Here is a 24,175-nt window from a genome sequence, read left to right on the forward strand (position 1 = left end):
CAAGCAGCTGAATATACTTTTCACAGGCTTTTAATTTGCTGTGAAAGGATTGGCGTGTGATTGACAATTGCCTTTGCCAAAACGGAATGGTCCAAATGAGTCTGGATAAGGTCGATTGGAACTAAGGCAGCAATATATAATACAATAAAAATAATTAAATAGACTTCACAGAAACCAAACAGTCCCCCTGCCCAAACATTCAACTGCTTTAGTACAGGTAAATGGGCAATAAAATCAAGCATGGAACCGATAATTTGGAATAAAATCTTGACAGCAAAAAAGATAATCACAAAGGCAATTGCCCGGTAGAAGGCCGTTTCTGCATCAGTAGAGTCTGTTAATAATTTTAAAGTGGTCCCTTCACTAAACCTCGGGTAAGGAATCCATAGAATTAACTTTGGCGCTAGTTGATCGTAGTATAAATAGGCGACAATATATGCAATAATAAAACTTGTTAAATGGACAAGCTGGAGGATAAAGCCTCTTTTAAGGCCGACAAAGAATCCAATGATTAAAAGTATGATAATAATTAAATCGAACATAATATTTTAGTCCTTTTCTTTTTGTAGTTCTGCTTGCAGTCGTTCTAATTGATCCTTTAGTTTAATATAATCATTGACAGCATTTACCGCTGTTAAAACAGCAAGTTTACTGACATCAAGAGATGGATTCTTAGAATTGATTTCACGCATTTTATCGTCAACTAACGCTGCCACAAGCCGAATTTGACTCGAGCTTTCCGTCCCCATTATGACGTAATGCTGTCCGTAAATATCAACGGTTGTTCTATTTTTTTCTGTTTTTGACAAAGTAAATGCTCCCTTCAAAGAATCCTACTCTATATCATAACACGAACGTATGGATGTGGAAAAGTCAAACCTATTTAAGAGAGTCGGATATATTTAGTAGAAATGTGGTGTTTTTATAGTGGGAAATGTGGTAATTAATCTGGGAATGACTGAAATCATGAAAATGCAGGATTATTACAGTAAACAGTTAGTCGTTAAAAATCCACCAGGAAGTGTGTTTGCTGCAAAAACTCCAGCCTGTATGGTCACAGCTTATAAATCAGGGAAAGTTCTATTTCAAGGGAATGATTGTGAAAATGAGGCGGGGAAATGGGGTGACGGTGCTGGCGGTCGGGGAGCTTCGGTTGGCTCTGGTGGAAACGAAGCTGGCGGTGCTGGTGCTACAAGTACTGGTAGTGCCGGTTCCGGTGCCGGTGGGTCTGCTAAAAAGCCAGCTGCTGCCAAAGTAAAATCTGCGGCGAAGGGAGACCTGCCTGCAGGTATCGGAGCGATGTCTGCCATCGGATCAGATGAGGTCGGCACGGGGGACTTTTTTGGTCCAATTACCGTCGTGGCTGCTTATGTAAAAAAGGAACACATTCCATTATTAAAAGAATTAGGCGTCCGAGATTCGAAGGATTTGGGCGATGAAAAAATCATGGCGATTGCCAAGGTTATCAAAGATGTCGTTCCCTTCAGCCTGATGACACTGAGAAATGAAAAATATAATCAGGTGCAGCAATCAGGCTGGACCCAAGGAAAAATGAAGGCTGTCCTTCATAACCAGGCAATTCTAAATGTGTTAGGAAAAATTTCACCAGAGAAGCCGGAAGCAATCCTTATTGATCAATTTGTCCAGCCGAGCACTTATTATCAGCATTTAAAAGGGCAAAAAGCGATTGCAAAAGAAAATGTTTATTTTAGCACGAAAGCGGAGGGGATCCATCTTGCAGTTGCCGCTGCAAGTATTCTTGCCCGCTATGCTTTTATTCAATATATCGATAAGCTTGGCGAGGCCGCTGGTTTTAAGATTCCAAAAGGCGCTGGGGCACAGGTTGATGTCGCGGCTGCTAAGTTGATTGTGAATAAAGGGCGTGACATTCTGCCTTCGTTTGTGAAGCTTCACTTCGCCAATACCGGGAAGGCGTTGGCGCTTGTAAATAAAAAACGTAAATAGCGTAGTATGGAGGGGTTTTTAGTGGCGAATCGACTTAATGATGAAGAAATCACGACAGCTGTTGCTGAATTAACCGGTTGGAAATTAGACGGTAAATTTATTGTGAAAAAATATCGTTTTCGGGAATTCTTAAAGGGTGTAGCGTTCGTGAATGAAATTGCTGCGCTTTCCGCAGAAAAGAATCATCACCCGTTTATTGCAATTGACTATAAAATGGTGACACTCCGGCTGACATCCTGGAATGCAGGTGGATTAACTGATTTAGATGTTGCCTTAGCGAAGAACTATGATGCAATTTATGAAAAAATGTAACTTTAGGTGCATTTAAAAGAGGTTGCCCCGCGGCTTGGTCGGTGGGGCAGCCTTTTTTTGTGGATTTTAGAGAATTTTTCGTAAAAAGATCATCAAAAATAAGATTGTGGCTCTTTCTAGAGGCATTCTTAACACAAAAAAAACGACTCATTGGCTGTTAAATAATTTTATCGGCGAATTTTAGAGGTTTATCGGCGAATCTTACAGGTTTATCGGCGAATTGTTAAGGTTTATCGGCGAAAATTAATATTTATCGGCGTATTGAAAATTTACCAGGGAATAGTCTTCGGATAGTATGTGCGTACCTTATTTGTTCCCGAAAAATTAAGATTTACAGACTGTAATATTCTTTTTGCTATATAAGGTGAATTTAAATGAGCAAACTCCCGAAACTGCTGATTTGTTATTTTCGTATCTATAAGTAAAAAGTAATCCATCAGTGCTTGTAGATGTGCATCGTTTGAATATTCATCACACTTTGTGCAGTACCATTTCTGTTTCTTTCGAATGAGGGGACCATGTTTGCAAGCCGTGCCAAAAACACCGGTTACTAAGTCCGTCTTGTTAATTTCATATTTATTTAAAATATAATTTGTCGGAACCGTATTCATTTTTACCAGCATTCGGCTTAGCTTTCGAAGTTCCTTCGAGGTAAGGATTGGATTGGAATATAGATTTTCAAAATACTTAATTTTGTTGTTGAAGACATCTGCCTTACATATCCGTGGACGGACTTTATGAGAATTTTTTCCAGTAATAACATATGAGGAATAGTTATTGCTGATGACTACTACATGATCAATTGGGACCTGGGGAAATTTATGTTCAGCCATCAGTTTCTTTAAATACTCTTGATGCCTTTCTGCCTGGGCAATTGGATAAGAATAACCTTTTTCTTTTTCATTGTTTATTTGTATAAATTGTTCATTTTCGGTATCAAAAAACAATTTACCGGCCATATTTTTCACTTCAATTATTAGTGCGAATTCTGGTGTCAGCAGAAGGGTATCAATTTGGCAGTTGTAGTCACCGTCGGGAAGATTCAAATCGTGGAGTATTAAGTATTTATCTATCGGAAGGAGACGTAAATAATAATCTAGAGCTACTTCCCCTTGGTAACCCGCTTGCCTCCTTCCGAGTTCCTCCAAAATTTGCTGATATTTGGGGTAGTTCAGTGGCAGCCGTCGGCATAATGCCTGCAAAATCAGAATTACTAATGGAATTGTCCTTTCTTTTATAACCAATACGTTCACTCCTTTCATATTAATAAGTAGTTTCTAAAAAGAAGAATGAAATCCCTGCCGAATTTTAGCGAAATATGTTACAAATATTCGTCCGTTTTATTTATCAGCGCTTTTGAGTGATTTATCGGCGAATCTAGAAATATATCGGCGAATTCGGAACATATATCAGCGAATTTTTACATTTTATCAGCGAATCCGAAATTCCCTCCCTGCTAAAAAAAGAAAAAGCCAGCTCGAAAAATTCGAGCCAGCCAAATAAAATTAACCTCTTAAAACTGCGCCTGCCTTTTCTTGCAAAGCGCTTAGTACACGTTCATGAACCTTCGTTACCTCTTCATCCGTCAAAGTACGCACAGGATCAGCATATTTTAATGAAAAAGCAATCGATTTCTTGCCTGCTTCCATCTTGTCGCCCTCATATAAATCAAACACTTCAGCTTCCTTCAGAAGCGGCGCTCCTGAATTTACTATAATTTCCCATAAGGTGCCTGACACCGTTTCACTGTTTACCACAAGGGCAATGTCTCTTGTGATGGATGGGAAACGTGGGATGGCTTCGTATTGTAAGACTGGCGCATCTGCTTCAAGGACCGCTTTTAAAGATAGTTCGAATACGTAGGTGTCTTTTAAATCAAGCTCTTTTTGGACGATTGGGTGTACTTGACCGACGAAGCCGATTTTTTCACCATTCAAGCGTATTTCTGCTGTACGCCCTGGATGCATGCCATCTAGCTGCGTCTGGACGTAATCAACGCGATCGGTCAAGCCAAGCTTAGCAAACATTCCTTCTAAAATTCCTTTAACAACGAAGAAGTCAACCGCCTTCTTCTCACCTTGCCATGAATGGCTGTGCCACAAACCAGTTACTGCTGCCGCTAAATGCTCTTTCTCAACAGGAAGCGCATCATCCCCATTTGATAAGAATACCGCACCTGTTTCATACACGGCTAAGCTATCGTTTTGACGGGCACTATTGTATTTAAGGACTTCTAATAGCTGCGGCATAATGCTTAAACGAAGGATACTCCGCTCCTCACTCATCGGCATTGCTAAACGAATCGTATCACTTTTTTCAAGCGCAAATTGCGTTGCCTTTTCCTCACTGGTTAACGAATACGTTACTGCCTGGTACAGACCAGCTCCCTCAAGATATTGACGGACTTCACGGCGCTTCTTCTGGTAGTCCGACAATCTGCCTGGAGTTGAAGAACCAATCGGCAATGTCTTTGGAATATTATCATACCCATACAGGCGCGCAACCTCTTCAAGTAAATCTTCTTCAATTTTAATATCGCCGCGGCGTGTTGGTGCCGTAACTGTAATCGTATCTTCCTCGATAGAAACTTCGAATTGCAGGCGGTCAAAGATTTCTTTAACATCCTCCATCACTAACTCTGTTCCAAGGACACGGTTGATTTTTTCAAGCGTGATGGAAACTACTGCTGGTTCAACTGTAAGTGTATCGGCCTCAGCAGCTCCTTCTAAAACTTCACCGCCGGCATACTTCGCCATTAAATATGCCGCACGTTCGCCAGCTGCACGAACGCGGTTTGGATCAACACCTTTTTCAAACCGGGCGCTTGCTTCACTTCTTAAACCGTGGTCTTTCGATGCTTTTCTAACGGCAGCCCCGTTAAAATAAGCTGATTCCAATAAAACGGTCGTCGTATCGGAAGTTACCTCTGAATTCGCTCCGCCCATCACACCGGCAAGGGCAACTGGCTCTGTTCCATTTGTAATTACAAGATGTTCAGAGGTTAATGTCCGTTCTACATCATCAAGTGTTACAAATTTTTCGCCATCAACAGCACGGCGGACAAGAATCTCTTTTGATCCTAACCGGTCATAATCAAACGCATGAAGCGGCTGGCCGTATTCTAATAAAATATAATTCGTAATATCAACGACATTATTATGCGGGCGGATACCTGCTGACATTAATCGTGTCTGCATCCACAGCGGCGCGGGGCCGATTTTTACATTTTTGATCATTTTTGCCACGTATAATGGGTTATCCTCTTTTGCTTCTACAGTAATTTTTACGTAATCAGAAGCTTTTTCAGCAACTGGCTCCAAACTGGTTTCCGGAAGTTTTACCTCTCTGCCTAGAATTGCTGCCACTTCATAAGCAACACCCAGCATGCTTAAGCAATCTGCGCGGTTAGGCGTCAAACTAAGCTCAAGGACCTCATCATTCCTATTTAACAAGCCAAGAGCATCAACGCCCACCTCTGCATCCGCTGGAAAAACAAAAATGCCCTCGGAATATTCTTTCGGAACAACCTTGCCTTCCATCCCAAGCTCAGTAAGGGAACAAATCATCCCGTTCGATTCCTCACCGCGAAGCTTCGCCCGTTTAATTTTAAAATTACCCGGTAAAACGGCACCTGTTTTGGCAACAGCAACTTTTTGTCCTTGCGCCACATTCGGCGCACCGCAAATAATTTGCACTGGCTGCTCTTCGCCAACATCGACAAGACATTTACTTAATTTGTCAGCATTAGGGTGCTGCTCCCGTTCTAATACGTGACCGACAACAACGCCCTTAATGCCTTCGTTAAGGATTTCTACTCCCTCAACTTCAATCCCGCTTTTTGTAATTTTTTCAGCTAATTCATCTGCCGTTACTCCGGTTAAATCGATATAATCCTGGAGCCATTTATATGAAACAAACATTTTGATTCCCTCCTATTCTTCTACCGAAAACTGTTTTAAGAATCGCACGTCATTTGTGTAGAAATGACGGATATCATCGACACCGTATTTCAACATCGCAATCCGCTCTGGTCCCATTCCAAATGCGAAGCCCGTGTATTTTTTCGAATCATATCCAGCCATTTCAAGGACGTTTGGATGAACCATGCCGGCTCCAAGAATTTCAATCCAGCCTGTTTGCTTACAAACACTGCAGCCCTTGCCGCCGCAAATTTTACAAGAAATATCCATTTCAACCGACGGCTCTGTGAACGGGAAGAAGCTTGGTCTTAAACGGATTTCACGATCATCACCGAACATCTTTTTCGCAAAAACCTCTAATGTGCCTTTAAGGTCGCTCATGCGAATATTCTCGCCAACGACAAGGCCCTCGATTTGCATGAACTGATGAGAGTGTGTCGCATCGTCATTATCGCGGCGGTACACTTTACCCGGGCAAATAATTTTAATTGGCCCCTTACCTTGATGCTTCTCCATCGTCCGTGCTTGGACAGGCGATGTGTGAGTACGAAGAAGGATTTCCTCCGTGATATAGAAGGAGTCCTGCATATCGCGGGCCGGGTGCCCTTTCGGTAAATTAAGTGCTTCGAAGTTGTAATAATCCTGCTCAACCTCTGGACCTTCAGCTACCTGGTAACCCATTCCAATAAATAAGTCTTCAATTTCTTCAATGATTCTTGTAAGCGGGTGGTGGTTTCCTGCATTCACAGGGCGTCCTGGAAGCGTAACATCAATACCTTCAGAAGCAAGTTTTTCGAGGACAGCAGCCTCTTCTAGCCCTTTTTGTTTGGCTTCGATTTTCACAGCAATCGCTTCGCGGACTTCGTTGGCAAGTGCCCCCATGACTGGACGCTCTTCAGCGGAAAGCTTGCCCATTCCGCGCAGTACTTCGGTGATTGGGCCCTTTTTTCCTAGGTAGGCAACGCGAATGTCATTCAATTCTTTTAAGCTTGCAGACTGTTCAATCTTTTGAATAGCCTCTTCCTGCAATTCCTTCAAACGTTCTTGCATGTCTATTCCTCCTTATTTTTTGATCGAGTAGATGGGTGTCAGGCACCTTCAATAATACAAAGGCAGTAGAAAGGGTGTCAGGCACCGAAGAAAACAAAAAAACCCCATCCCTGGAAAGGGACGAGGTTAAAGTTTCGCGGTACCACCCTTGTAAACACGATATGTATAAAACACAAGTGTTCGCTTCATTCGGATAACGGCATATGCCGGTGCATCTTTACATTCTTCATAGAAAAATGGTCCCGATGCCAACTCAGGAGGTGAACTTCTCATGTCCTGAACCATAAAAGTGCTTCCAGTCGCGGCACTTTCTCCCTAAATGGTCCTTAGGCAGGATACTTTTCTCCGTCATCGTTTTTATAATAATCAATTGTTCATTATTATATAATAATTTTCAGTAAAAGGTCAAACGTGTTTGCGCCTATTTTTTTAAATGGCGCTGTTAAATGTGAATGTTGATTTCCGTTCCAGGCGCTTCGCTTTCCGCGGGGCGGGCGGTGAGCCTCCTCGGCGCTATAGCGCCTGCGGGGTCTCACCTGTCCCGCTGCTCCCGCAGGAGTCTCGCGCCTTCCACTCCAATCAACATAGTGTTCAAAATCAACAATGTGCTTTAACACAGCTATTTTTTTAAATAATAGAGAAGAATTCCGGTTGCAACAGCTACATTTAGCGACTCACTCTTGCCGTAAATTGGAATATACAGATTGGCAGTTGTGTTGGCAAGGAAATCTTTGCCGACACCGTTCCCTTCATTTCCAACCATCAATGCAAAAGAATCACCGCCGGAAATATCAGTATAAGCGGATGCCCCTTCAAGTGCTGTCCCGTAAACAGGAATATTTTTTTCTTCAAGTTTGTCCATCCACTCATGGAGGTCGCCTCTGATAATTGGGAGGTGAAAATGGCTTCCCTGAGCTGACCTTAGCACCTTTGAGTTATAAATATCTACGCTCCCGCGGCCGACAATCACGGCGTCAATCCCGGCTGCATCTGCAGTGCGAATCATTGTCCCAAGATTACCTGGATCCTGGACGGCATCGATCAGCAGAAAAGATTTTGCATTACCCGCCTCCGGATTAGCTTGGCGGCAAACCGCATAAATTCCTTGCGGGGCTTCGGTGTCAGATAATGAATCGGAAATCTCTGCCGTGATTGTTGTGACTGGCGTGGAACCTAAGTCCCAGCGCGGCGGAAGGCCGACTTTTTCAGAAACGATAATTTCCGAAATTTGCTCCCCTTGTTTGATCGCCTCTTCAACTAAATGAAAACCTTCAACTAAAAACGTTCCCGACTTATCCCGCTCCTTTTTCGTTAAAAGCTTTTTCCATTGTTTTACCTTAGGATTATTGATCGATTCAATATATTTCAAAACTGGTTCTCCTTTAATAATTGCATATGATTTTCTCATTATAGCCTAAATAAAATACATAATAAAACCAAAATTAGAAAACATATAAAAGAAAGACAGGATAAAAAGGAGTGTGGGGTTATGAACTTAAATTTACGAAATGCGATTATTCACAATGTTACAGGTAATTCTCAAGAAGAATTACAGGATACAATCGTTGATGCGATTCAAAATGGCGAAGAAAAAATGCTCCCAGGCCTCGGTGTTTTATTTGAAGTCATTTGGAAAAATTCATCTGAAGAAGAGAAAAAGGAGATGCTTTCAACCCTTGAAAACGGGTTAAAGTAAAACCTCCCCGAAGCTGCCATACATCAAACGGCAGCTTTTTTTATATTAAAAAATCCCCAGCCAGAAACTAAAGCCAGGGATCCAAAACGATTATTCAAATGTAATCTTATCAACCGTCTCACGGTCTAGGCGCTTAATGACTTCGACAATTAGCTTAACAGCATTTTCGAAATCGTCGCGATGAAGCATAGCAGCATGCGAATGGATATAGCGGGTCGCAATTGTAATCGCAAGCGCTGGAACACCATTATGGGTCAAATGGATCGAACCAGCATCCGTACCGCCGCCGGGAATGGACTCGAATTGATATGGAATGTTCAATTCATCAGCTGTATCGGTAACTAAATCGCGCAAGCCTTTATGGGCTACCATAGACGCATCATAGACAACTACTTGCGGTCCTTTGCCCATTTTGCTCATTGCTTCTTTTTCAGAAATCCCCGGAGTATCGCCGGCGATACCAACATCAACAGCAAAGCCGATATCCGGCTGGATTTTGTAAGTTGCCGTTTTAGCACCGCGCAAGCCAACCTCTTCTTGAACCGCGCCAACACCATAAACAACGTTAGGATGGTCAACACCCTTTAATTGTTTCAAAACATCAATCGCGATTGCACAGCCAATCCGGTTATCCCAGGCTTTTGCTAACAGCATTTTCTCATTGTTCATCACGGTAAACTCGAAATACGGAACGACCATATCTCCAGGACGGACGCCCCACTCCGCAGCTTCTTCACGACTTGATGCACCGATATCGATGAACATATCTTTAATTTCGACTGGCTTCTTGCGGGCTTCCGCTGATAAAATATGCGGAGGCTTAGAACCAATAATACCGGTTACATCGCCCTTTTTCGTCACAATCGTCACGCGCTGTGCGAGCATAACCTGTCCCCACCAGCCGCCAACTGGTTGAAAACGAAGGAAACCTTTATCATCAATTTGAGTGATCATGAAGCCAACTTCATCTAAGTGACCGGCTACCATAATTTTCGGGCCGCCTTCTTTTCCTACCTTTTTGGCAATTAAACTGCCAAGTCCATCAGTTGTCAATTCGTCAGCATATGGTTCTATGTATTTTTTCATTACTTCGCGCACTTCACGCTCATTGCCGGGAATTCCTTTGGCATCGGTTAAATCTTTTAACATTGTCAATGTTTCATCTAAATTTGCCATCTATTAGCCCCCTGATTTATGTATTTGTACGTCATCCATTATACAGAAAAAAACTGCAAAGTTACAAATTTTCTGCTAATAGTTATTCTGCTGTCTTTGATAATTTACTTCATTCTTCCGGAAATATGCCTGCTCAATTTCCCCCTGCGTTAATCCCAACTGTTCCGCTAACTTTAAATAAGCGGCAAACAATTCTATGTAACTCGTTAAATCTTTCGCCTTCTTAAAAATATTTACAAATTCATAAACATGAAGGAACTGATCAGTAACATTCAAAGTCGATGCCGGGATTTTCAATTCCATCTGTTCCGCATCAAAGCCGCATTCAATTCCCAGCGACAAAATAAAATGTACCCCATCGACAAACTCTTCGAGAATCACTTCTTTTGCAGAAGATGGCTTCACACTCCAAAATTTAAAACAGCGGGTTTCATTAGCTAATTCACCTATTTCTACAAGCAAGGCAAGCACCTTTCTGTTAAATAAATCTTCTTTCAGCAGCCCATGCTTTTCTTCAATATGGCGATCCAATGCCTTTTGCATTTCGAACAGTTTTTCAAGTTGCATAACAATCATTACTCCTTTTAGAAAAATTATTGAAACTTTTTTCATCATGGTTCGTATTAAAAAAAAATAGGTGTAGGAGGCTTGGCCATGATTTGGTTACTGCGCTTCGTTTTGTTGTTTTTCATTTTTTTCTTATTTTTTGCTGTGGTAAAAATTCTTTTTACATCGAGCAGAAAACTTGAATCTGCCCGTAAACATAACCGATTTTTATTAATCGATAACGAAGATGTTAGAAAAAACTTTATGCTCACCTATAAAGGTGCGGTGTTTGCCGGTGAAAAATACATGGGACCCTTAGGTAACACCTTTGATGTTATCTCCATCTCGATTTGGCCTGAGAGTACACTTTCTCTTAAAGGGCTAGTAAGGGATGACTTTTTTTATATTGATAAAAAAATACTTGAGAACTATCCAAATGCCGAAATCAATTGGAAAAGCCCTGTGAAAGAATTTTTACACCAATAGCCGCAACGTCGCGGCTTTTTATATTACCCATGTAAAGAAAAGAACAAGTTCAATACCTGCAAGGAAGGGGAAGCCAATTTTAAACGATAAATGCTTTGTTTTATGACGATAAAGCTGCATTCCTGCCGTTGCTCCAACAGCTCCTCCAAATAGCGCCACAAGCCACAAGGTCTGCTCGCTGATTCTGTACTCGTGCTTTTTCGCCCGCTTTTTATCCTCTCCCATTATGAAAAGCCCTACTATATTCATAACCAGAAAGGCAGCCACTACTATAATCATACCTAGAATTCCTCCTTATAGAAAAAGCCATTCTCGTCATAAGAGAATGGCTTTTTATAAAATTACTTGTTGTTTTGTTGCTTTGCTACATTCGCTAATTCAGCAAATGCGTTTGCATCGCTTACTGCTAATTCAGCAAGCATCTTGCGGTTTACTTCGATACCAGCAAGCTTTAAGCCGTGCATTAAACGGCTGTAAGAAAGACCGTTCATACGTGCTGCTGCATTGATACGAGTAATCCAAAGTTTGCGGAAGTCGCGTTTTTTCTGGCGACGGTCGCGGAAAGCATACATTAATGATTTCATAACCTGTTGGTTAGCAACTTTATATAATGTATGTTTTGAACCGAAATAACCTTTTGCTAATTTTAAAACTTTTTTACGACGCTTGCGCGTAACTGTACCGCCTTTTACACGTGGCATGTAATTTCCCTCCAATATCGAAATCGATCACTTCTTGATTATTTAACGTAAGTTAACATTTGACGAACGCGTTTGAAATCTCCTTTAGAAATAAGAGATGCTTTACGAAGTTTACGTTTTGCTTTTGTAGATTTGTTTGCGAATAAGTGGCTTGTATAAGCATGGTCACGTTTTAACTGACCAGAACCAGTTCTCTTAACACGCTTTGCAGCGCCGCGGTGAGTTTTCATTTTTGGCATTTGGGATATCCTCCTTATTACTTTTCGATTTTAGGTGCTAGGACTAGGAACATGCTACGTCCATCCATTTTCGGATGTGACTCGATGGTCGCAACTTCCTTGCACGCTGCTGAAAAACGGTCTAACACACGTTGACCAATTTCTTTATGGGTAATCGCCCGGCCTTTGAAACGGATTGAAGCTTTTACCTTGTCGCCTTTTTCCAAGAACTTAATTGCATTGCGAAGCTTTGTATTAAAGTCATGCTCATCAATTGTCGGACTCAGACGAACTTCTTTTGTAGTGATGATCTTTTGATTCTTACGAGCTTCTTTTTCTTTCTTTTGCTGCTCGAATTTAAATTTGCCATAGTCCATAATCCGGGCTACCGGAGGCTTTGCATTTGGCGCTACAAGTACCAAATCAAGATTCACTCGTCCGGCTATCTCCAACGCTTCAAATTTGGTTTTAATCCCCAATTGTTCGCCGTTTTGATCAATTAGACGAACTTCACGAGCGCGAATACCCTCATTTAACAACATGTCTTTGCTAATAATTAGCCACCTCCAAGGTTTTATCACGAATACTTTCGTCTAGGTCAAGAACCATCTGAGTTAACATCATGACCGAATCGACAGGTATGAAAAACTTTTTATCAGCGTTTTTGCTTAAGTACACAAATAAAAAAGTGCGGGTGAATACACCCACACTTTACAGAACATAAGTAAGAAACAAAAAGTTCACGTAAAACCTGCCAACTGCTCAAATGCGTCAATCAGGTGAGAAGCGGGTGCTTCTTCTTTTCCTAAATCAGTATTCAATTTTCATCTTAGTAACTATAACATAAGCAAAGATGTAATGTCAAATGGACTCTAACATATGACAACGAGATTTATCTTACCAAGAAACAAAAAATTATTCAACAGTTTTTTTAAAACAAAAAAGAGGTGTGCCCTCTTTTTTGTCATCCTATCCCTTTTTCACTTCAGCCATTATCGAAGCAAGAAACTCAGCAAATGGCTTTGTCTCAGAGTTTTGCTCGCCATATTTGCGGATGTTTACGGCCTGGTCTTCGACTTCTTTGTCGCCGACGACAAGCATATATGGTATTTTTTGCATTTGTGCTTCACGGATTTTATAGCCTACTTTTTCATCACGGCCATCCAGCTCAACACGGAAGCCTTCGTTTTGCAGTTGTTCTTGAACTTGTTTCGCATAATCATAATGTGCACCCGGCGATACTGGAATGACTTGAACCTGTACAGGAGCGAGCCATGTTGGGAATGCTCCCTTGTATTCTTCGATTAAGAAGGCTACAAATCGTTCCATTGTTGATACGACACCGCGGTGGATAACAACAGGACGATGCTGTTTGCCATCTTCTCCGACATAGGTTAAGTCAAAACGCTCAGGCAGCAAGAAGTCTAATTGAACAGTGGAAAGTGTTTCCTCTTTACCTAAGGCAGTCTTTACTTGAACATCTAGTTTAGGACCATAGAAGGCCGCTTCGCCTTCCGCTTCAAAATAGTCAAGACCCAAATCATCCATTGCTTCCTTAAGCATCCCCTGCGCTTTTTCCCACATTGCATCATCATCAAAATACTTTTCAGTGTCTTTCGGATCACGGTAGGAAAGACGGAAGGAATAATCATTTAAATTAAAGTCTTTATAAACAGCTAAAACAAGGTTAACTACCCGCTTGAATTCATCTTTAATTTGGTCAGGCCGGACGAAGATATGGGCATCGTTTAACGTCATTCCTCGTACACGCTGCAGTCCTGATAAGGCGCCGGACATTTCATAGCGATGCATGGTTCCAAGTTCAGCGATTCGAATCGGCAGTTCACGGTAGCTATGAATTGCATTTTTGTAGACCATCATATGGTGCGGACAGTTCATTGGACGAAGGACTAATTGCTCGTTATCCATGTCCATAACCGGGAACATATCTTCTTGATAATGGGCCCAGTGACCTGAAGTTTTATAAAGATCCACACTGCCCATCACAGGAGTATAAACATGGTCATACCCTAGTCGGACTTCTTTATCAACAATATAGCGCTCGACGATGCGGCGGATTGTTGCCCCTTTAGGAAGCCATAACGGTAATCCTTGACCAACTAATTGAGAATTTGTAAAAAGGCTTAATTCTTTGCCAATTTTACGGTGATCACGCTCTTTCGCCTCTTCAAGCAGGCGAAGGTGTTCTGCTAAATCCTCTTTTTTGAAAAAGGCTGTACCGTATACGCGCTGCAGCATTTTATTATCGCTGTCTCCGCGCCAGTAGGCACCAGCAATGCTCAATAATTTAAATTCTTTGATTTTTCCAGTTGACGGGACATGTACACCTCGGCAAAGGTCCACAAATTCACCTTGTTGATAAAGTGTCACTGTTTCCCCATCGGGTATCGCTTCAATGAGTTCAAGCTTATAAGGATCATCCATTTCTTTAAAAAGCTGAACAGCCTCATCCCTGCTTACTTCTTTGCGAATAATTTCAAGGTTTTCGTTGACGATTTTCGCCATTTCTTTTTCGATTTTCGGAAGATCTTCAGGTGTTAATGAATCCTCAAGATCCATGTCATAATAGAAGCCGCCCTCAATGACCGGCCCGACGCCAAAATTGACGTTAGGATAAAGCCTATTAACAGCCTGGGCCATTAAATGTGCCGAGCTGTGACGCAATACCTCTAAAGCATCACTGGAATCAGGAACAACGATTTCTATGGAACCATCCTCAAAGATTGGACGGCGAAGGTCGACCAATTGACCGTTCCATTTGCCGGCAATGGCCTTTTTCTTCAGGCCTGGGCTAATGGAAGCGGCGATATCTTCTGTTGTGGTTCCACGCGGGAACTCCTTTACTGCCCCATCAGGAAACGAAAACTTAACAACGTCTGACATAACAACTCCTCCTTAAATTTGAGCGCCATTTAAGGTCGCTTTTCTAATAAAAATAAAAAAACCCGTCCCTGGAATAGGGACGAGTTTTAATAAACACGTGGTTCCACCCAATTTTTCACTTTCAACAACTTCATAGAAAATGACTTTGGTCAGGTAACGGCTGTAGCCGTCAACAATTACTAACCCCATAAAAAGCTGAGGTGTTCACTGCTGAAGTTTAAAGGTGGTAAGTATGTTTTTCGTGTTAGGAGACTTTCAGCCGCGGCCTCCCTCTCTAGTGAACCGTAAAAAAATACTGTTATCCTTATCATAACTGTTGCTGTAATTTTTTATTATGTATGTTATTATAATGACTTCGAATTTAAAAAGCAAGGTACACAAAACTAAATATTGCCATAATTTTATTTTTTATCCCTGATTGTCTAAAGAATTTTTTTCAGAGGCCCATTTTTTCTGCTCACGGAGGGCCGCAAACGTTTTTATGGTCACTCTTTCTTCAAAGATATTTTTGATTGTTCTAACCAGCGGTTCGTCAGGATCCTTCGTATAAATAAAAATAGTTGTCGGCGCCAGCGATAACAGCGGTGCAATCGATGCAGAATCAACATAAACAGGATGATTAACTAGCAGCTTCCGATCAATCATTCTCGTTAATTCCCCTCTTTTTATCTCGACAAAAAGTTCATTATAAAAAGTAATTTCCTCATCAAATAATAAATGAAGAATATCCATTTTCGGCTCCCGATTCGCCAAAAACTCCCGAAGCATTTGTACAAACATTTGATATTCCTGTTCCATTTTATATTCATCAATCGCAATCTCCACAAAGCTTTCTAAACTCTGGAGATAGGGGCGCAAGCGGAATTTTAGGAAAGAATCAAACGAAAAAGAGATATTGTCCTGAAAAATATGATCGATTGCTTCCCTAATATGATCCGGCTCCATACTTGTTTCCTTGATGAACACAGCTAGGTCCTTTCTTTGTCCATCCAGTACAGAGTAAATAATCTCAATTATTTGCTGCTGCTCTTCCACATCCTCATAATAAAATTTTTCTTTCATTATCTCTCTAAACCAGTCATCGCGCTTGATATTTGTAATAAAATCATAAAATGCAGTTTTAATCCAATCAAAAATATCAATGGGTAAGCCGCCATCTAAAATTTTTACTATATGTCGATCTTCTAAAAGAAGAATATTGTGATTATCCGGATTTAATGGTAAATACTTCAGCAAGTGGTTATAGAATCTTTGTGCCTCCAGCTTGCTTCGGAAGATGATTTCTGCCAACCAAATCCCCCCTTTTCAGCCAATCTCTGTTTTAATATATATGGGGGACTTGGCCAAAATAGAAGTTAGCTGACACAGGCTTTTTGCATTTAAATTAAAAAAAGACTGCCGGCTTTTATCGGCAATCCTTGTATCACTTTCTATTTCACATCGTTATCTGCGATTCGGACCGTCTACCTGCACCGGCTCGCTCAAGGTTCGAATTCGCTCCATAATCCGCCTTGCTTTCATTTTCTCCTCTTCTCCCCGCTGGCTGTAGGTCAGATGATGCTCCAGCCCCGCAAAATCAAAGTTAGAGGTGAAAAATGTCGGCAGGCTTTCAAGCATCCGGAACTGGAGAATTGGACCCAGTACCTCATCCCTTGTCCAGCTTGACATAGCTTCAGCACCAATATCATCTAACATGAGAATTGATTCCTTTTTCAGTGCTTCGATTTTTTCGTTTAAGGTGGAATCCGCAATGGAACTCTTCATTTCTCGAAGTAGTTCCGGTACATAAACAATCATCGAGGATATTTGTTTTTTCGCCAGTTCATTGGCAATTGCCCCTAGCAAATAGGATTTTCCCACACCGAATTTTCCGTAAAGATATAGTCCTTTAGCTTTTTTACCGGCTTCATAATTCATTAAGAAGGTTGCGGCCTTATCGCCAGCATCGAGCCTTCCTGAATCCCCTTCAAAGTCCTCAAAGGTAGCTTCCAAAATATCTCTAGGTACATAAAGACTTTTAATCAGCTTTTCATTTTTCTTCTTTTCATCAGCCATGACTTTTCTTGGGCACCGTTTATAAACAACATCGATGGAATTTCGGGTAAACACCAATTCAGGGTGATATCCCTTCATAAAGTTAATACATTTATCAAGACTCTCGCAGCGGTTGCATTCCTTGCTCTGGTTTGTGTACTCAAATAGTTTGCTCATGCTTTTTTCAATCATCTCTTGCGTAATCCCGTCTTGATGAGCAGCTAAAAATGCTTTAATATCCGGATGTTGAAGGACTTGTTGACGCTGCTGCTGATAACGTTTTTGAAAATTTTCATTCGAGGCCAGCCGCTGTAATGTTTTGTTAATTTTCTCCACAATCTGTCACCTCTACTTCCTGAAGGCCTTTAATTTTTCCTCTATGGCACGCTTTTTCGCTTCATCTTCTGTTTTATTTGCTTGTGAAGCATCTTTTGCTGCTTCAGAGCTTTCATCAAACCACTCAGGTATTAACTCTTTTCGAATCGGCTTTTTGTTCGTACTTTTTCCCGCTTTTTTGCTTTCATTCACAACAATTTCATGATTCTTGGCGAGTTCCATTGCATCTTTCACCGTTTTTACCTGTAGCCGCGCCCACTGGCTGGCAACCGAATTAACATATTTCTTTGGAAATTGCATCTTCGTCTTTTTCATGACAATATCGATTAACACATTTACAACACCTGGTGGAAGTTTATATTTAATCATTACTTCTTCCAAAAGTTCCAAATTAGCATCAGTCGGTTCAACACCACCCGAAATTTCTTTAAAAATAGTTAGAGGTGATAGCGTTTCATAAGAACGAATTAACTGTTCTTCCTGTGTCTTCGGCTCAGTTAGCTGCACTTGATAGGCAACAGGCTGAGTACGGTTAATCAGACTTGGCAGCTGGTCATAGTTGACAAATTGATACCAATCACGGGCGCCTTTTCTCAAGTCGTCAATATCAATTTCATCATTTGGACCAATTGCGCCCAGGATGAAATTCTTCATTTCAATCGGATTAATATTATAAAGAAACGCAAGATTGCTAATCACAGTCTTGACCTTAGGGGTTAGTGCTTTTTTAGGGACAAGCGATTCATTTAGACCTGCTTCTAATAATGCAAAATCGAACGTGCTTTGATCAATTTGAATCGGAGTTGTTTCGTTTCTCCCGATAAACTGCATATTTCCCCCTGCTTCAATATCTTCTGAAATATCCTGGAGATATTGAAGACTAGCCGGTTTGGCCGATTCAAACACATCCTGAAAGGCTTTCGTCACATCCTGATACTCTTCTTCCTCATGTCTGAGCTGGTCGGTAAAGAATCGCTTTAACCGAGCAAAATGATTTTTACCTATCTTTCGATAAAGATATATATTTAGCATCCCATCCAAGAAGAATTGCTCTGGGTTCAATGGAGGGTATAGCTTGTAAATAAACGACCGTCCATCTCCATCTGTTTTAACAAAAGTTTTTATTAACCCAATACCTTCAAGCTTGAGTCTTGCTTCGTAAATTTCCTTTAAATTCATTCCTATCAGATTCATCAAAAGATGGTGTGTGGAGGAATCTGACCAAAGCCGGTTTTCCTCAAGCTCCGCCCAGAGAGTCATATACAAACTAAAGCAAGTTGAACCAATCAAAGGCTGATATAAAAACGTCAGCACTTTTCGGTCATACTCATGCAAAAGCCCATTTGCCGCTACATGATAACGGTCAATAGGAAGAATTTCCTGCCAATGCTGCGCCATATCCTCCCAACCTTTCCCTAATTAATTTAATAACAGTCAAGCTCCAGCACCAAGGCGCTTCCGCTTTCCAAATAATAAAGAGCCAAAGACCACTTTAGCTCCTCAGGATTTTTCTCTTTTTATTAATTCTTTTAATTCATCAATAAACACATTAATATCTTTAAATTGACGGTAGACTGAGGCAAATCTTACGTAGGCGACTTCGTCTACATGTGCCAGCCTGTCCATCACCATTTCGCCAACTGCTTCACTTTTAATTTCGGAAATCCCCTGACTTCGAAGCTCCTTTTCGACACCATGGGTGATATCCTCTAACTCCTTGAGGGCAACAGGCCGTTTCTCACAGGCCTTAATTAACCCCCTCAGAATTTTATCACGGCTGAATTCTTCTCTTGTACCTTCCTTTTTTACGACGATTAAAGGAATCTCTTCAATTTTTTCAAAGGTAGTAAAGCGATATCCGCACTCTTCGCATTCTCGCCTTCTCCTTGTTGCCCGTCCTTCGTCAACAGGCCGGGAATCAAGCACGCGTGTACCATAATTTTGACACGAGGGGCATTTCATTTATAATCAGCTCCAAATCTTCACAATCAAACCCGAACAAAATCCTTACCTTTATTTTATGAAAAAGAGGATTCTTATACAAGTAAAAGTGTTATCCGTTTTTTCCTGTTCTTACAAAGGTATGTATTTGATTAATCCGCTCGTAATAGGAGGTAATCCGCTTTTTTAAATCGGGATAAGCACCGAGAAGTGAAAATTTTTCAGATGATATATTAAAATCAACTGCAGTTTCCAGCGGTTTTACATTAACAATTGTCACAATCAAGAAGCAGGAAAACGGTTTACTGACTTCGACTGCAATTTCGCCATGCTCTTTCGATACGGTCGTCACCCGGCAATCGGCATCCTCATGAAATAACTTTTCAACTGATGCAAACAGCTGATTGAACGTTGCCTTATAATAATGAGTTTTCAAAGAATCGTCGGTCTGCCGATCAGAAGTTTCGATTTGCTTCTTATATCGAGTAAATAAATTTGCCATCCAACAAGCCCTCCATTAATCATTTCTTATCTCCTAGTTTACAACATTTCCACTAAATATAAAAAGAGGTGTACTTTTACATACACCTCTTAGCTTTAATTTTTTATTAGAATTACAGAGCCTTTGCCTGTTTTACATTTACAGGACCCATGCCGCGTGGAATTTCGATATTTTCACGTGTTTCCGCATTTAAAGCTTCAGCAATATAATCAGCTGCTACATTCGGATTTAAATCGCCACATGTGTAAACATCAATGCTTGCATATCCATGTTCCGGAAAGCTGTGAATTGTCAGGTGTGATTCAGAAATAATAACCACTCCGCTTACACCCTGCGGAGCAAATTTATGAAATGCTACCTCACGAATTTCCGCACCTGATTTAAGAGCTGCATCGACAAAAGTTCTTTCAATAAAATCAATATCATTCAATTTTTCAAAGTCGCATCCCCAAAGTTCAGCGATGACGTGACGTCCCATTGTTTCCATATTTAATTCCCCCTAACCTTTTTGAGATCCATCTTGAAATCCGTTATTGACGGTATCTTTGAGCGGCCACGGGGGAAAGTTAGTCCAAAGAGGTCCTAACCCTTTAAGCAGCTAATCGGCACCTAATTTCAAGAAGTTCACGATGACTAGTATACTTTGTTTATATTTATTTTGCAACCTATCAAAAAAAATTTAATACACGAAAAGCGTATCAATAAAAAAACAGTAATTTCAAAGCTATTTTATGCATAATTGTCCTAAAGGGAACAAAAAAATGCCGTCTATCGACAGCATTTTTTTATTTTTTTCCTAATTGAACTATCCGACCTTTACTTGCGTGGATTTTGCCAATTTTTTTGCTACATAGAGGGTTAGATCCACCACACGGGAGGAATAACCCCACTCGTTGTCATACCAAGCTAATACCTTGACCTTCCTTGTTCCCATCACCATTGTCGAAAGTCCGTCAATGATTGCTGAATGTTCGTTGGTATTAAAATCTACGGATACTAATGGTTCCATTGTGAAGTCTAAGATTCCTTTCAATGGACCGTTAGCTGCTTCAATGAAAGCCCTATTGATATCATCAACGGTCACATCTTGATTTAAGTCTACTACTAAGTCCACCAGCGAAACGTTTGGTGTCGGAACACGGAGTGACATCCCGTGTAATTTCCCCTTCAGCTGCGGTAAAACAAGTGACAATGCTTTGGCAGCCCCTGTTGTCGTTGGAATAATCGATTGTCCACATGCACGTGCGCGCCGCAAATCTTTATGCGGGTTATCGATATTCTTTTGATCATTTGTATAGGCATGAATGGTGGTCATTAAACCGCTCTCAATTCCAAATCTTTCGTCTAATACCTTTGCTACCGGCGCTAGGCAGTTTGTGGTGCAGGAGGCATTTGAAATAATATCATGCTCTGAAATATCAAGCATTTCATCATTAACACCCATCACAATCGTAACATCCTCATTTTTCCCCGGAGCTGTCAAAATTACTTTTTTAGCTCCTGCTTCTAAGTGAAGAGCGGCCATTTCTCTAGCATTAAACTTTCCAGTAGCCTCAATCACGATATCAACCCCAAGCGTTCTCCATGGAAGCTCTTCGGGATTGCGATTACTTAATAGCTTGATTCTTTTTCCATTCACGATTAACTCATTATCTAAAGGGATCACATCTCCCTGAAAAGGTCCATGGTTTGTATCATATTTAAGTAAATGAGCTAATGTTTCTGCCGGGTAGCTCGCATTTATGGCCACAACCTCCAGCTTTTTTTCCAGGATTGCTTTTCTAAAAACCATCCTTCCAATTCTCCCGAAACCATTAATTGCAATTCTCGCCTTCATTTGACGGCCCCTTCCGCATTAGTGTTATACTTATAACTTGTTTTGTTGGTATTAGTATAACATAATTAGGTTTAATTGTGATGAATAAAAGGCGGATTTTTTAAATGTTTAACAATTCTGATAATAAACAACAAAAAAAGAGAAGGCTGCTCTCCTTCTCACGGTTTTTTCTGATTCAATCCCCAGCGATGTAATATATCGAGGAGCTGTTTTTTGGTTTCCTCTACTGTTCCATTATTGTCAATGACCTTATCTGCTAGCTTTACTTTATCAGCCAGAGGCATTTGCGAGCGAATCCTCGCCTCAGCATCCACTATGGACAGTTGATTTCTGTTAATTAATCGTTGTAATTGTGTTTCTCTTTCAACATAAACAAGAATGGTTTTATCCACCATATAGGTTAATTTGCTTTCAAATAATAAAGGAATATCCAAAACAATGACGCTTTCCCCGTTCTGTTTGGCTGCTGAAATTTGTTCCATCATCCTTCTTCGAACTTCCGGATGGACGATTTCGTTTAAGTGACGTCTTTTCTCTGCTTGATGAAAAATAATCGAGCCAAGCTTTGGGCGGTCGATTTCCCCATTCTCCATTAAAATCTCTTCGCCAAATTCAGCTATAATTTTATTGTAAGCAGGTTCTCCTTTTTCCACCGCCAGGCGCGCTTCAATATCTGCATCGACTACTGGAATATCCATTTCTTTGAACATCTTTGATACGGTACTTTTACCACTGGCAATTCCGCCTGTTAACCCGATGACTAGTGACATGCTCAATTCCTTTCTGGATAATTATATTTTCCATATTCCTATGATAATTAATAAGATACCCGGTAAAAACGTGAACTTTTGAATCCATTCAAATTTATGAAAAAAAGTTCCGCTTTTAATTCCTAATAGGACAAATAATGAACTCATTATCGCAACAGAAACCGCTAAATAAATGGGAGAGTATCCAAGCATTGCTGCTCCAATTCCTGCGCCAAATGAATCTAGGGATAGAGCAAAACCAAGCATCAACGCTTCAATTCCAGTAATCGTACCTGATTGATCAAAATCAGCAGACATCGGTTTTTTGAGGATATTAATCGCTAATCCTAAGGAGCGTATTTCAAAATTAACAATGGTTTTTTCTTGTTTTAAGATTTCTTTTTCTTTCACTGGCCGGAAATATTGAAACAAAACCCAGCCACCGAGACCTATTAGGATGACTCCTCCTAGGCTTGCTGTGATGCTCGCTGACAAAATTTTTTCAAGGCCATGCCCGATTGACACGGCAAGCATTAAAGAAACAGCCGAGCATGTTGCTATAATGAGAACTGACTTAAACGGCATTACCATTTGCCTCAAACCATACGTAAACCCAACGCTAAAGCTGTCAAGGCTGAGAGCAAAAGCTAAAATGAGAAGTGAGAACAATTGAACCATTGCTTTTAGGACTCCTTCCTCCACAATCACTAAGATAGTATATGGCAGGAGCCCATCCATTGTTATTCAATTATTCCTTCGTTCATTTCAACCTGAGTTAAAGTTTCTGGCATGCCGGGCAATAATGAGTGCCTCTGCCCCCTACAGTCGTTTTCTCAAGCAGGGTCCCACACCGTTTACATTCTTCTCCCTTACGGCCGTAGGCATATAATTCAAGCTGAAACATGCCGATTTCCCCCTGAGAATTAACATACGAGCGGATTGTACTGCCGCCTTTTTTGACCGCTTCAGTTAAGGTAGCAACAATTTCATGGTGCAGGGTGGCAATTTCCGATTCATTTAATGTACTAGCAAGCCGCTCCGGGTGGATTCCCGCCCGGAAAAGCGCTTCATCGACATAAATGTTGCCAAGACCAACAAAAACCTTTTGGTCCAAAAGCGCCGGTTTTATTTTCCGGTTGGTTTTTTCTAGTCTTCCTGCCAAATACTTTTCCGTAAATTCTTCTGAAAAAGGTTCCGGACCAAGGTCAAGCAATGGCGGTTTTAGAAATTCTTCGCCTTTTTTATATAAATGCATCGTGCCAAATTTCCGAACGTCTCGATACCTTAAGTCCGTATCATCAGTAAAGTGAAAAATGACGTGAGTATGTTTATCAAATGGCTCGTCCTTTGGGTAAAGTCCGTATTTCCCTTCCATTCGCAGGTGAGACACTAAGGCGTAATGATTCGTATAAAAAATTAAAAATTTCCCTCTGCGGCCGACATCGACAATCGTCTCTCCTCTTAAGGCATCAATAAATTGCTCTACCTCTAACGGATTTTTGATGATTTTCGGCCAGTAGACGGTAATATTATCGATCGTCTTATTGGCAACTAACTGTATTAATGTTTTCCGGACGGTTTCCACCTCTGGTCCTTATATCGACCAAAAATGTGTTCATTAGCCTTGAAGCCTTGGTATGATAATGTTTTCCTACTAGTGAACAATAAAAATGTGTAATGGTTTTGATAAAATCGAACCAATTATAATTTTTCTTCATTAAATATATTTATCCAACATTTTTTATTCTTCATCTTAATTAAATCAGATTCAAGTTAGATAAACCTCTGAAAAATCTTAGTGT

At 40.8% G+C, this 24,175-nt stretch carries 28 protein-coding genes and 2 other annotated features; of the genes, 4 read left to right on the top strand and 24 right to left on the bottom strand.

All coding sequences use genetic code 11. From position 1 onward, the window contains the following. Positions 1 to 20: 20 nt before the first annotated feature. Together ACIQCO_RS22230 and zapA are read right to left on the bottom strand one after the other, a co-directional pair. Positions 21 to 542 carry a CvpA family protein gene (locus ACIQCO_RS22230; RefSeq protein ID WP_400432805.1) on the bottom strand — a complete coding sequence of 174 codons (522 nt, stop codon included), beginning with the start codon at positions 540 to 542 and terminating at the stop codon, positions 21 to 23. Between the two features lie 6 nt (positions 543 to 548). Further along, complete coding sequence (zapA, locus tag ACIQCO_RS22235; protein ID WP_066090678.1) at positions 549 to 809, bottom strand: cell division protein ZapA; 261 nt, start codon at positions 807 to 809, stop codon at positions 549 to 551. Positions 810 to 927: 118 nt separating this feature from the next. Here zapA and rnhC point away from each other — a divergent pair, with 118 nt between their 5' ends. Further along, positions 928 to 1,965, top strand: a complete 1,038-nt coding sequence (gene rnhC, locus ACIQCO_RS22240) for a ribonuclease HIII (protein WP_400432809.1) — start codon at positions 928 to 930, stop codon at positions 1,963 to 1,965. 6 nt (positions 1,966 to 1,971) lie between these two features. Then, the gene (locus ACIQCO_RS22245; protein ID WP_400432812.1) at positions 1,972 to 2,277 is read left to right on the top strand and encodes a 4a-hydroxytetrahydrobiopterin dehydratase; all 306 of its coding nucleotides are present in this window, start codon (positions 1,972 to 1,974) and stop codon (positions 2,275 to 2,277) included. Between the two features lie 269 nt (positions 2,278 to 2,546). Here ACIQCO_RS22245 and ACIQCO_RS22250 read toward each other — a convergent pair whose 3' ends face one another. The 4 genes from ACIQCO_RS22250 to ACIQCO_RS22270 all read right to left on the bottom strand — a co-directional run bounded on the left by ACIQCO_RS22250 (position 2,547) and on the right by ACIQCO_RS22270 (position 8,616). Beyond that, on the bottom strand, positions 2,547 to 3,521 hold the full coding sequence (locus ACIQCO_RS22250) for a nuclease-related domain-containing protein (RefSeq protein WP_400432815.1): 975 nt from the start codon (positions 3,519 to 3,521) through the stop codon (positions 2,547 to 2,549). Between the two features lie 261 nt (positions 3,522 to 3,782). Then, positions 3,783 to 6,197 (bottom strand): phenylalanine--tRNA ligase subunit beta, encoded by a 2,415-nt coding sequence (gene pheT / locus ACIQCO_RS22255; protein WP_400432818.1) that lies wholly within the window; start codon positions 6,195 to 6,197, stop codon positions 3,783 to 3,785. 12 nt (positions 6,198 to 6,209) lie between these two features. Then, positions 6,210 to 7,247 (bottom strand): phenylalanine--tRNA ligase subunit alpha, encoded by a 1,038-nt coding sequence (pheS, locus tag ACIQCO_RS22260; RefSeq protein WP_400432821.1) that lies wholly within the window; start codon positions 7,245 to 7,247, stop codon positions 6,210 to 6,212. Between the two features lie 113 nt (positions 7,248 to 7,360). Continuing rightward, positions 7,361 to 7,608 (bottom strand) — a binding site (T-box leader). 258 nt (positions 7,609 to 7,866) lie between these two features. Then, a complete protein-coding gene (locus tag ACIQCO_RS22270) occupies positions 7,867 to 8,616 on the bottom strand; it encodes a TrmH family RNA methyltransferase (RefSeq protein WP_400432827.1) in 750 nt (249 codons plus the stop codon). Between the two features lie 120 nt (positions 8,617 to 8,736). On the opposite strand from ACIQCO_RS22270, the gene sspI reads away from it, so the two are divergent. Further along, entirely contained in the window at positions 8,737 to 8,943 is a 207-nt protein-coding gene (gene sspI, locus ACIQCO_RS22275) for a small acid-soluble spore protein SspI (protein ID WP_400432830.1), read from the top strand. A 90-nt stretch (positions 8,944 to 9,033) separates the two neighbouring features. On the opposite strand, the gene ACIQCO_RS22280 is transcribed toward sspI, so the two are convergent. Further along, positions 9,034 to 10,119, bottom strand: coding sequence for a M42 family metallopeptidase (locus tag ACIQCO_RS22280; protein ID WP_400432833.1), 1,086 nt, complete (start codon positions 10,117 to 10,119; stop codon positions 9,034 to 9,036). Positions 10,120 to 10,194: 75 nt separating this feature from the next. Then, a complete protein-coding gene (locus tag ACIQCO_RS22285; protein WP_400432836.1) occupies positions 10,195 to 10,686 on the bottom strand; it encodes a dUTP diphosphatase in 492 nt (163 codons plus the stop codon). 87 nt (positions 10,687 to 10,773) lie between these two features. Here ACIQCO_RS22285 and ACIQCO_RS22290 point away from each other — a divergent pair, with 87 nt between their 5' ends. Continuing rightward, positions 10,774 to 11,151 (top strand): sigma-w pathway protein ysdB, encoded by a 378-nt coding sequence (locus ACIQCO_RS22290; RefSeq protein ID WP_400432839.1) that lies wholly within the window; start codon positions 10,774 to 10,776, stop codon positions 11,149 to 11,151. Positions 11,152 to 11,169: 18 nt separating this feature from the next. On the opposite strand, the gene ACIQCO_RS22295 is transcribed toward ACIQCO_RS22290, so the two are convergent. The 16 genes from ACIQCO_RS22295 to mutM form a co-directional block, all read right to left on the bottom strand. Beyond that, positions 11,170 to 11,430 carry a DUF1294 domain-containing protein gene (locus ACIQCO_RS22295; protein ID WP_400432842.1) on the bottom strand — a complete coding sequence of 87 codons (261 nt, stop codon included), beginning with the start codon at positions 11,428 to 11,430 and terminating at the stop codon, positions 11,170 to 11,172. A 62-nt stretch (positions 11,431 to 11,492) separates the two neighbouring features. After that, on the bottom strand, positions 11,493 to 11,852 hold the full coding sequence (gene rplT / locus ACIQCO_RS22300) for a 50S ribosomal protein L20 (RefSeq protein ID WP_024028563.1): 360 nt from the start codon (positions 11,850 to 11,852) through the stop codon (positions 11,493 to 11,495). A gap of 38 nt (positions 11,853 to 11,890) precedes the next feature. Continuing rightward, the gene (gene rpmI, locus ACIQCO_RS22305) at positions 11,891 to 12,091 is read right to left on the bottom strand and encodes a 50S ribosomal protein L35 (protein WP_024028564.1); all 201 of its coding nucleotides are present in this window, start codon (positions 12,089 to 12,091) and stop codon (positions 11,891 to 11,893) included. Between the two features lie 17 nt (positions 12,092 to 12,108). Then, positions 12,109 to 12,612 carry a translation initiation factor IF-3 gene (infC, locus tag ACIQCO_RS22310; RefSeq protein WP_024028565.1) on the bottom strand — a complete coding sequence of 168 codons (504 nt, stop codon included), beginning with the start codon at positions 12,610 to 12,612 and terminating at the stop codon, positions 12,109 to 12,111. Positions 12,613 to 12,746: 134 nt separating this feature from the next. Continuing rightward, positions 12,747 to 12,878, bottom strand: a sequence feature (ribosomal protein L20 leader region). A 161-nt stretch (positions 12,879 to 13,039) separates the two neighbouring features. After that, positions 13,040 to 14,974 (bottom strand): threonine--tRNA ligase, encoded by a 1,935-nt coding sequence (gene thrS / locus ACIQCO_RS22315; protein WP_400432847.1) that lies wholly within the window; start codon positions 14,972 to 14,974, stop codon positions 13,040 to 13,042. Positions 14,975 to 14,986: 12 nt separating this feature from the next. After that, positions 14,987 to 15,163 carry a hypothetical protein gene (locus ACIQCO_RS22320; RefSeq protein ID WP_400432851.1) on the bottom strand — a complete coding sequence of 59 codons (177 nt, stop codon included), beginning with the start codon at positions 15,161 to 15,163 and terminating at the stop codon, positions 14,987 to 14,989. Positions 15,164 to 15,382: 219 nt separating this feature from the next. Next, entirely contained in the window at positions 15,383 to 16,264 is an 882-nt protein-coding gene (gene ytxC, locus ACIQCO_RS22325; RefSeq protein WP_400432854.1) for a putative sporulation protein YtxC, read from the bottom strand. Positions 16,265 to 16,417: 153 nt separating this feature from the next. Next, entirely contained in the window at positions 16,418 to 17,344 is a 927-nt protein-coding gene (gene dnaI / locus ACIQCO_RS22330; RefSeq protein ID WP_400432858.1) for a primosomal protein DnaI, read from the bottom strand. Between the two features lie 12 nt (positions 17,345 to 17,356). Continuing rightward, positions 17,357 to 18,742, bottom strand: coding sequence for a replication initiation and membrane attachment family protein (locus tag ACIQCO_RS22335; RefSeq protein ID WP_400432861.1), 1,386 nt, complete (start codon positions 18,740 to 18,742; stop codon positions 17,357 to 17,359). A 102-nt stretch (positions 18,743 to 18,844) separates the two neighbouring features. Continuing rightward, positions 18,845 to 19,306 (bottom strand): transcriptional regulator NrdR, encoded by a 462-nt coding sequence (gene nrdR, locus ACIQCO_RS22340; protein ID WP_400432863.1) that lies wholly within the window; start codon positions 19,304 to 19,306, stop codon positions 18,845 to 18,847. A 91-nt stretch (positions 19,307 to 19,397) separates the two neighbouring features. Next, positions 19,398 to 19,787, bottom strand: coding sequence for a hypothetical protein (locus ACIQCO_RS22345; protein WP_400432866.1), 390 nt, complete (start codon positions 19,785 to 19,787; stop codon positions 19,398 to 19,400). Between the two features lie 112 nt (positions 19,788 to 19,899). Beyond that, on the bottom strand, positions 19,900 to 20,274 hold the full coding sequence (speD, locus tag ACIQCO_RS22350; RefSeq protein WP_400432869.1) for an adenosylmethionine decarboxylase: 375 nt from the start codon (positions 20,272 to 20,274) through the stop codon (positions 19,900 to 19,902). Positions 20,275 to 20,592: 318 nt separating this feature from the next. Further along, complete coding sequence (locus ACIQCO_RS22355) at positions 20,593 to 21,624, bottom strand: glyceraldehyde-3-phosphate dehydrogenase (RefSeq protein WP_400432877.1); 1,032 nt, start codon at positions 21,622 to 21,624, stop codon at positions 20,593 to 20,595. Positions 21,625 to 21,782: 158 nt separating this feature from the next. After that, entirely contained in the window at positions 21,783 to 22,394 is a 612-nt protein-coding gene (gene coaE, locus ACIQCO_RS22360) for a dephospho-CoA kinase (RefSeq protein ID WP_400432880.1), read from the bottom strand. Between the two features lie 21 nt (positions 22,395 to 22,415). Next, the gene (gene ytaF / locus ACIQCO_RS22365; RefSeq protein WP_400432939.1) at positions 22,416 to 23,051 is read right to left on the bottom strand and encodes a sporulation membrane protein YtaF; all 636 of its coding nucleotides are present in this window, start codon (positions 23,049 to 23,051) and stop codon (positions 22,416 to 22,418) included. A 97-nt stretch (positions 23,052 to 23,148) separates the two neighbouring features. Then, complete coding sequence (gene mutM / locus ACIQCO_RS22370) at positions 23,149 to 23,958, bottom strand: DNA-formamidopyrimidine glycosylase (protein ID WP_400432883.1); 810 nt, start codon at positions 23,956 to 23,958, stop codon at positions 23,149 to 23,151. Between the last annotated feature and the right edge of the window lie 217 nt (positions 23,959 to 24,175).

This window comes from Neobacillus sp. NPDC093127 (genome assembly GCF_044754175.1).
Taxonomy (GTDB): Bacteria; Bacillota; Bacilli; order Bacillales; family Cytobacillaceae; genus Neobacillus.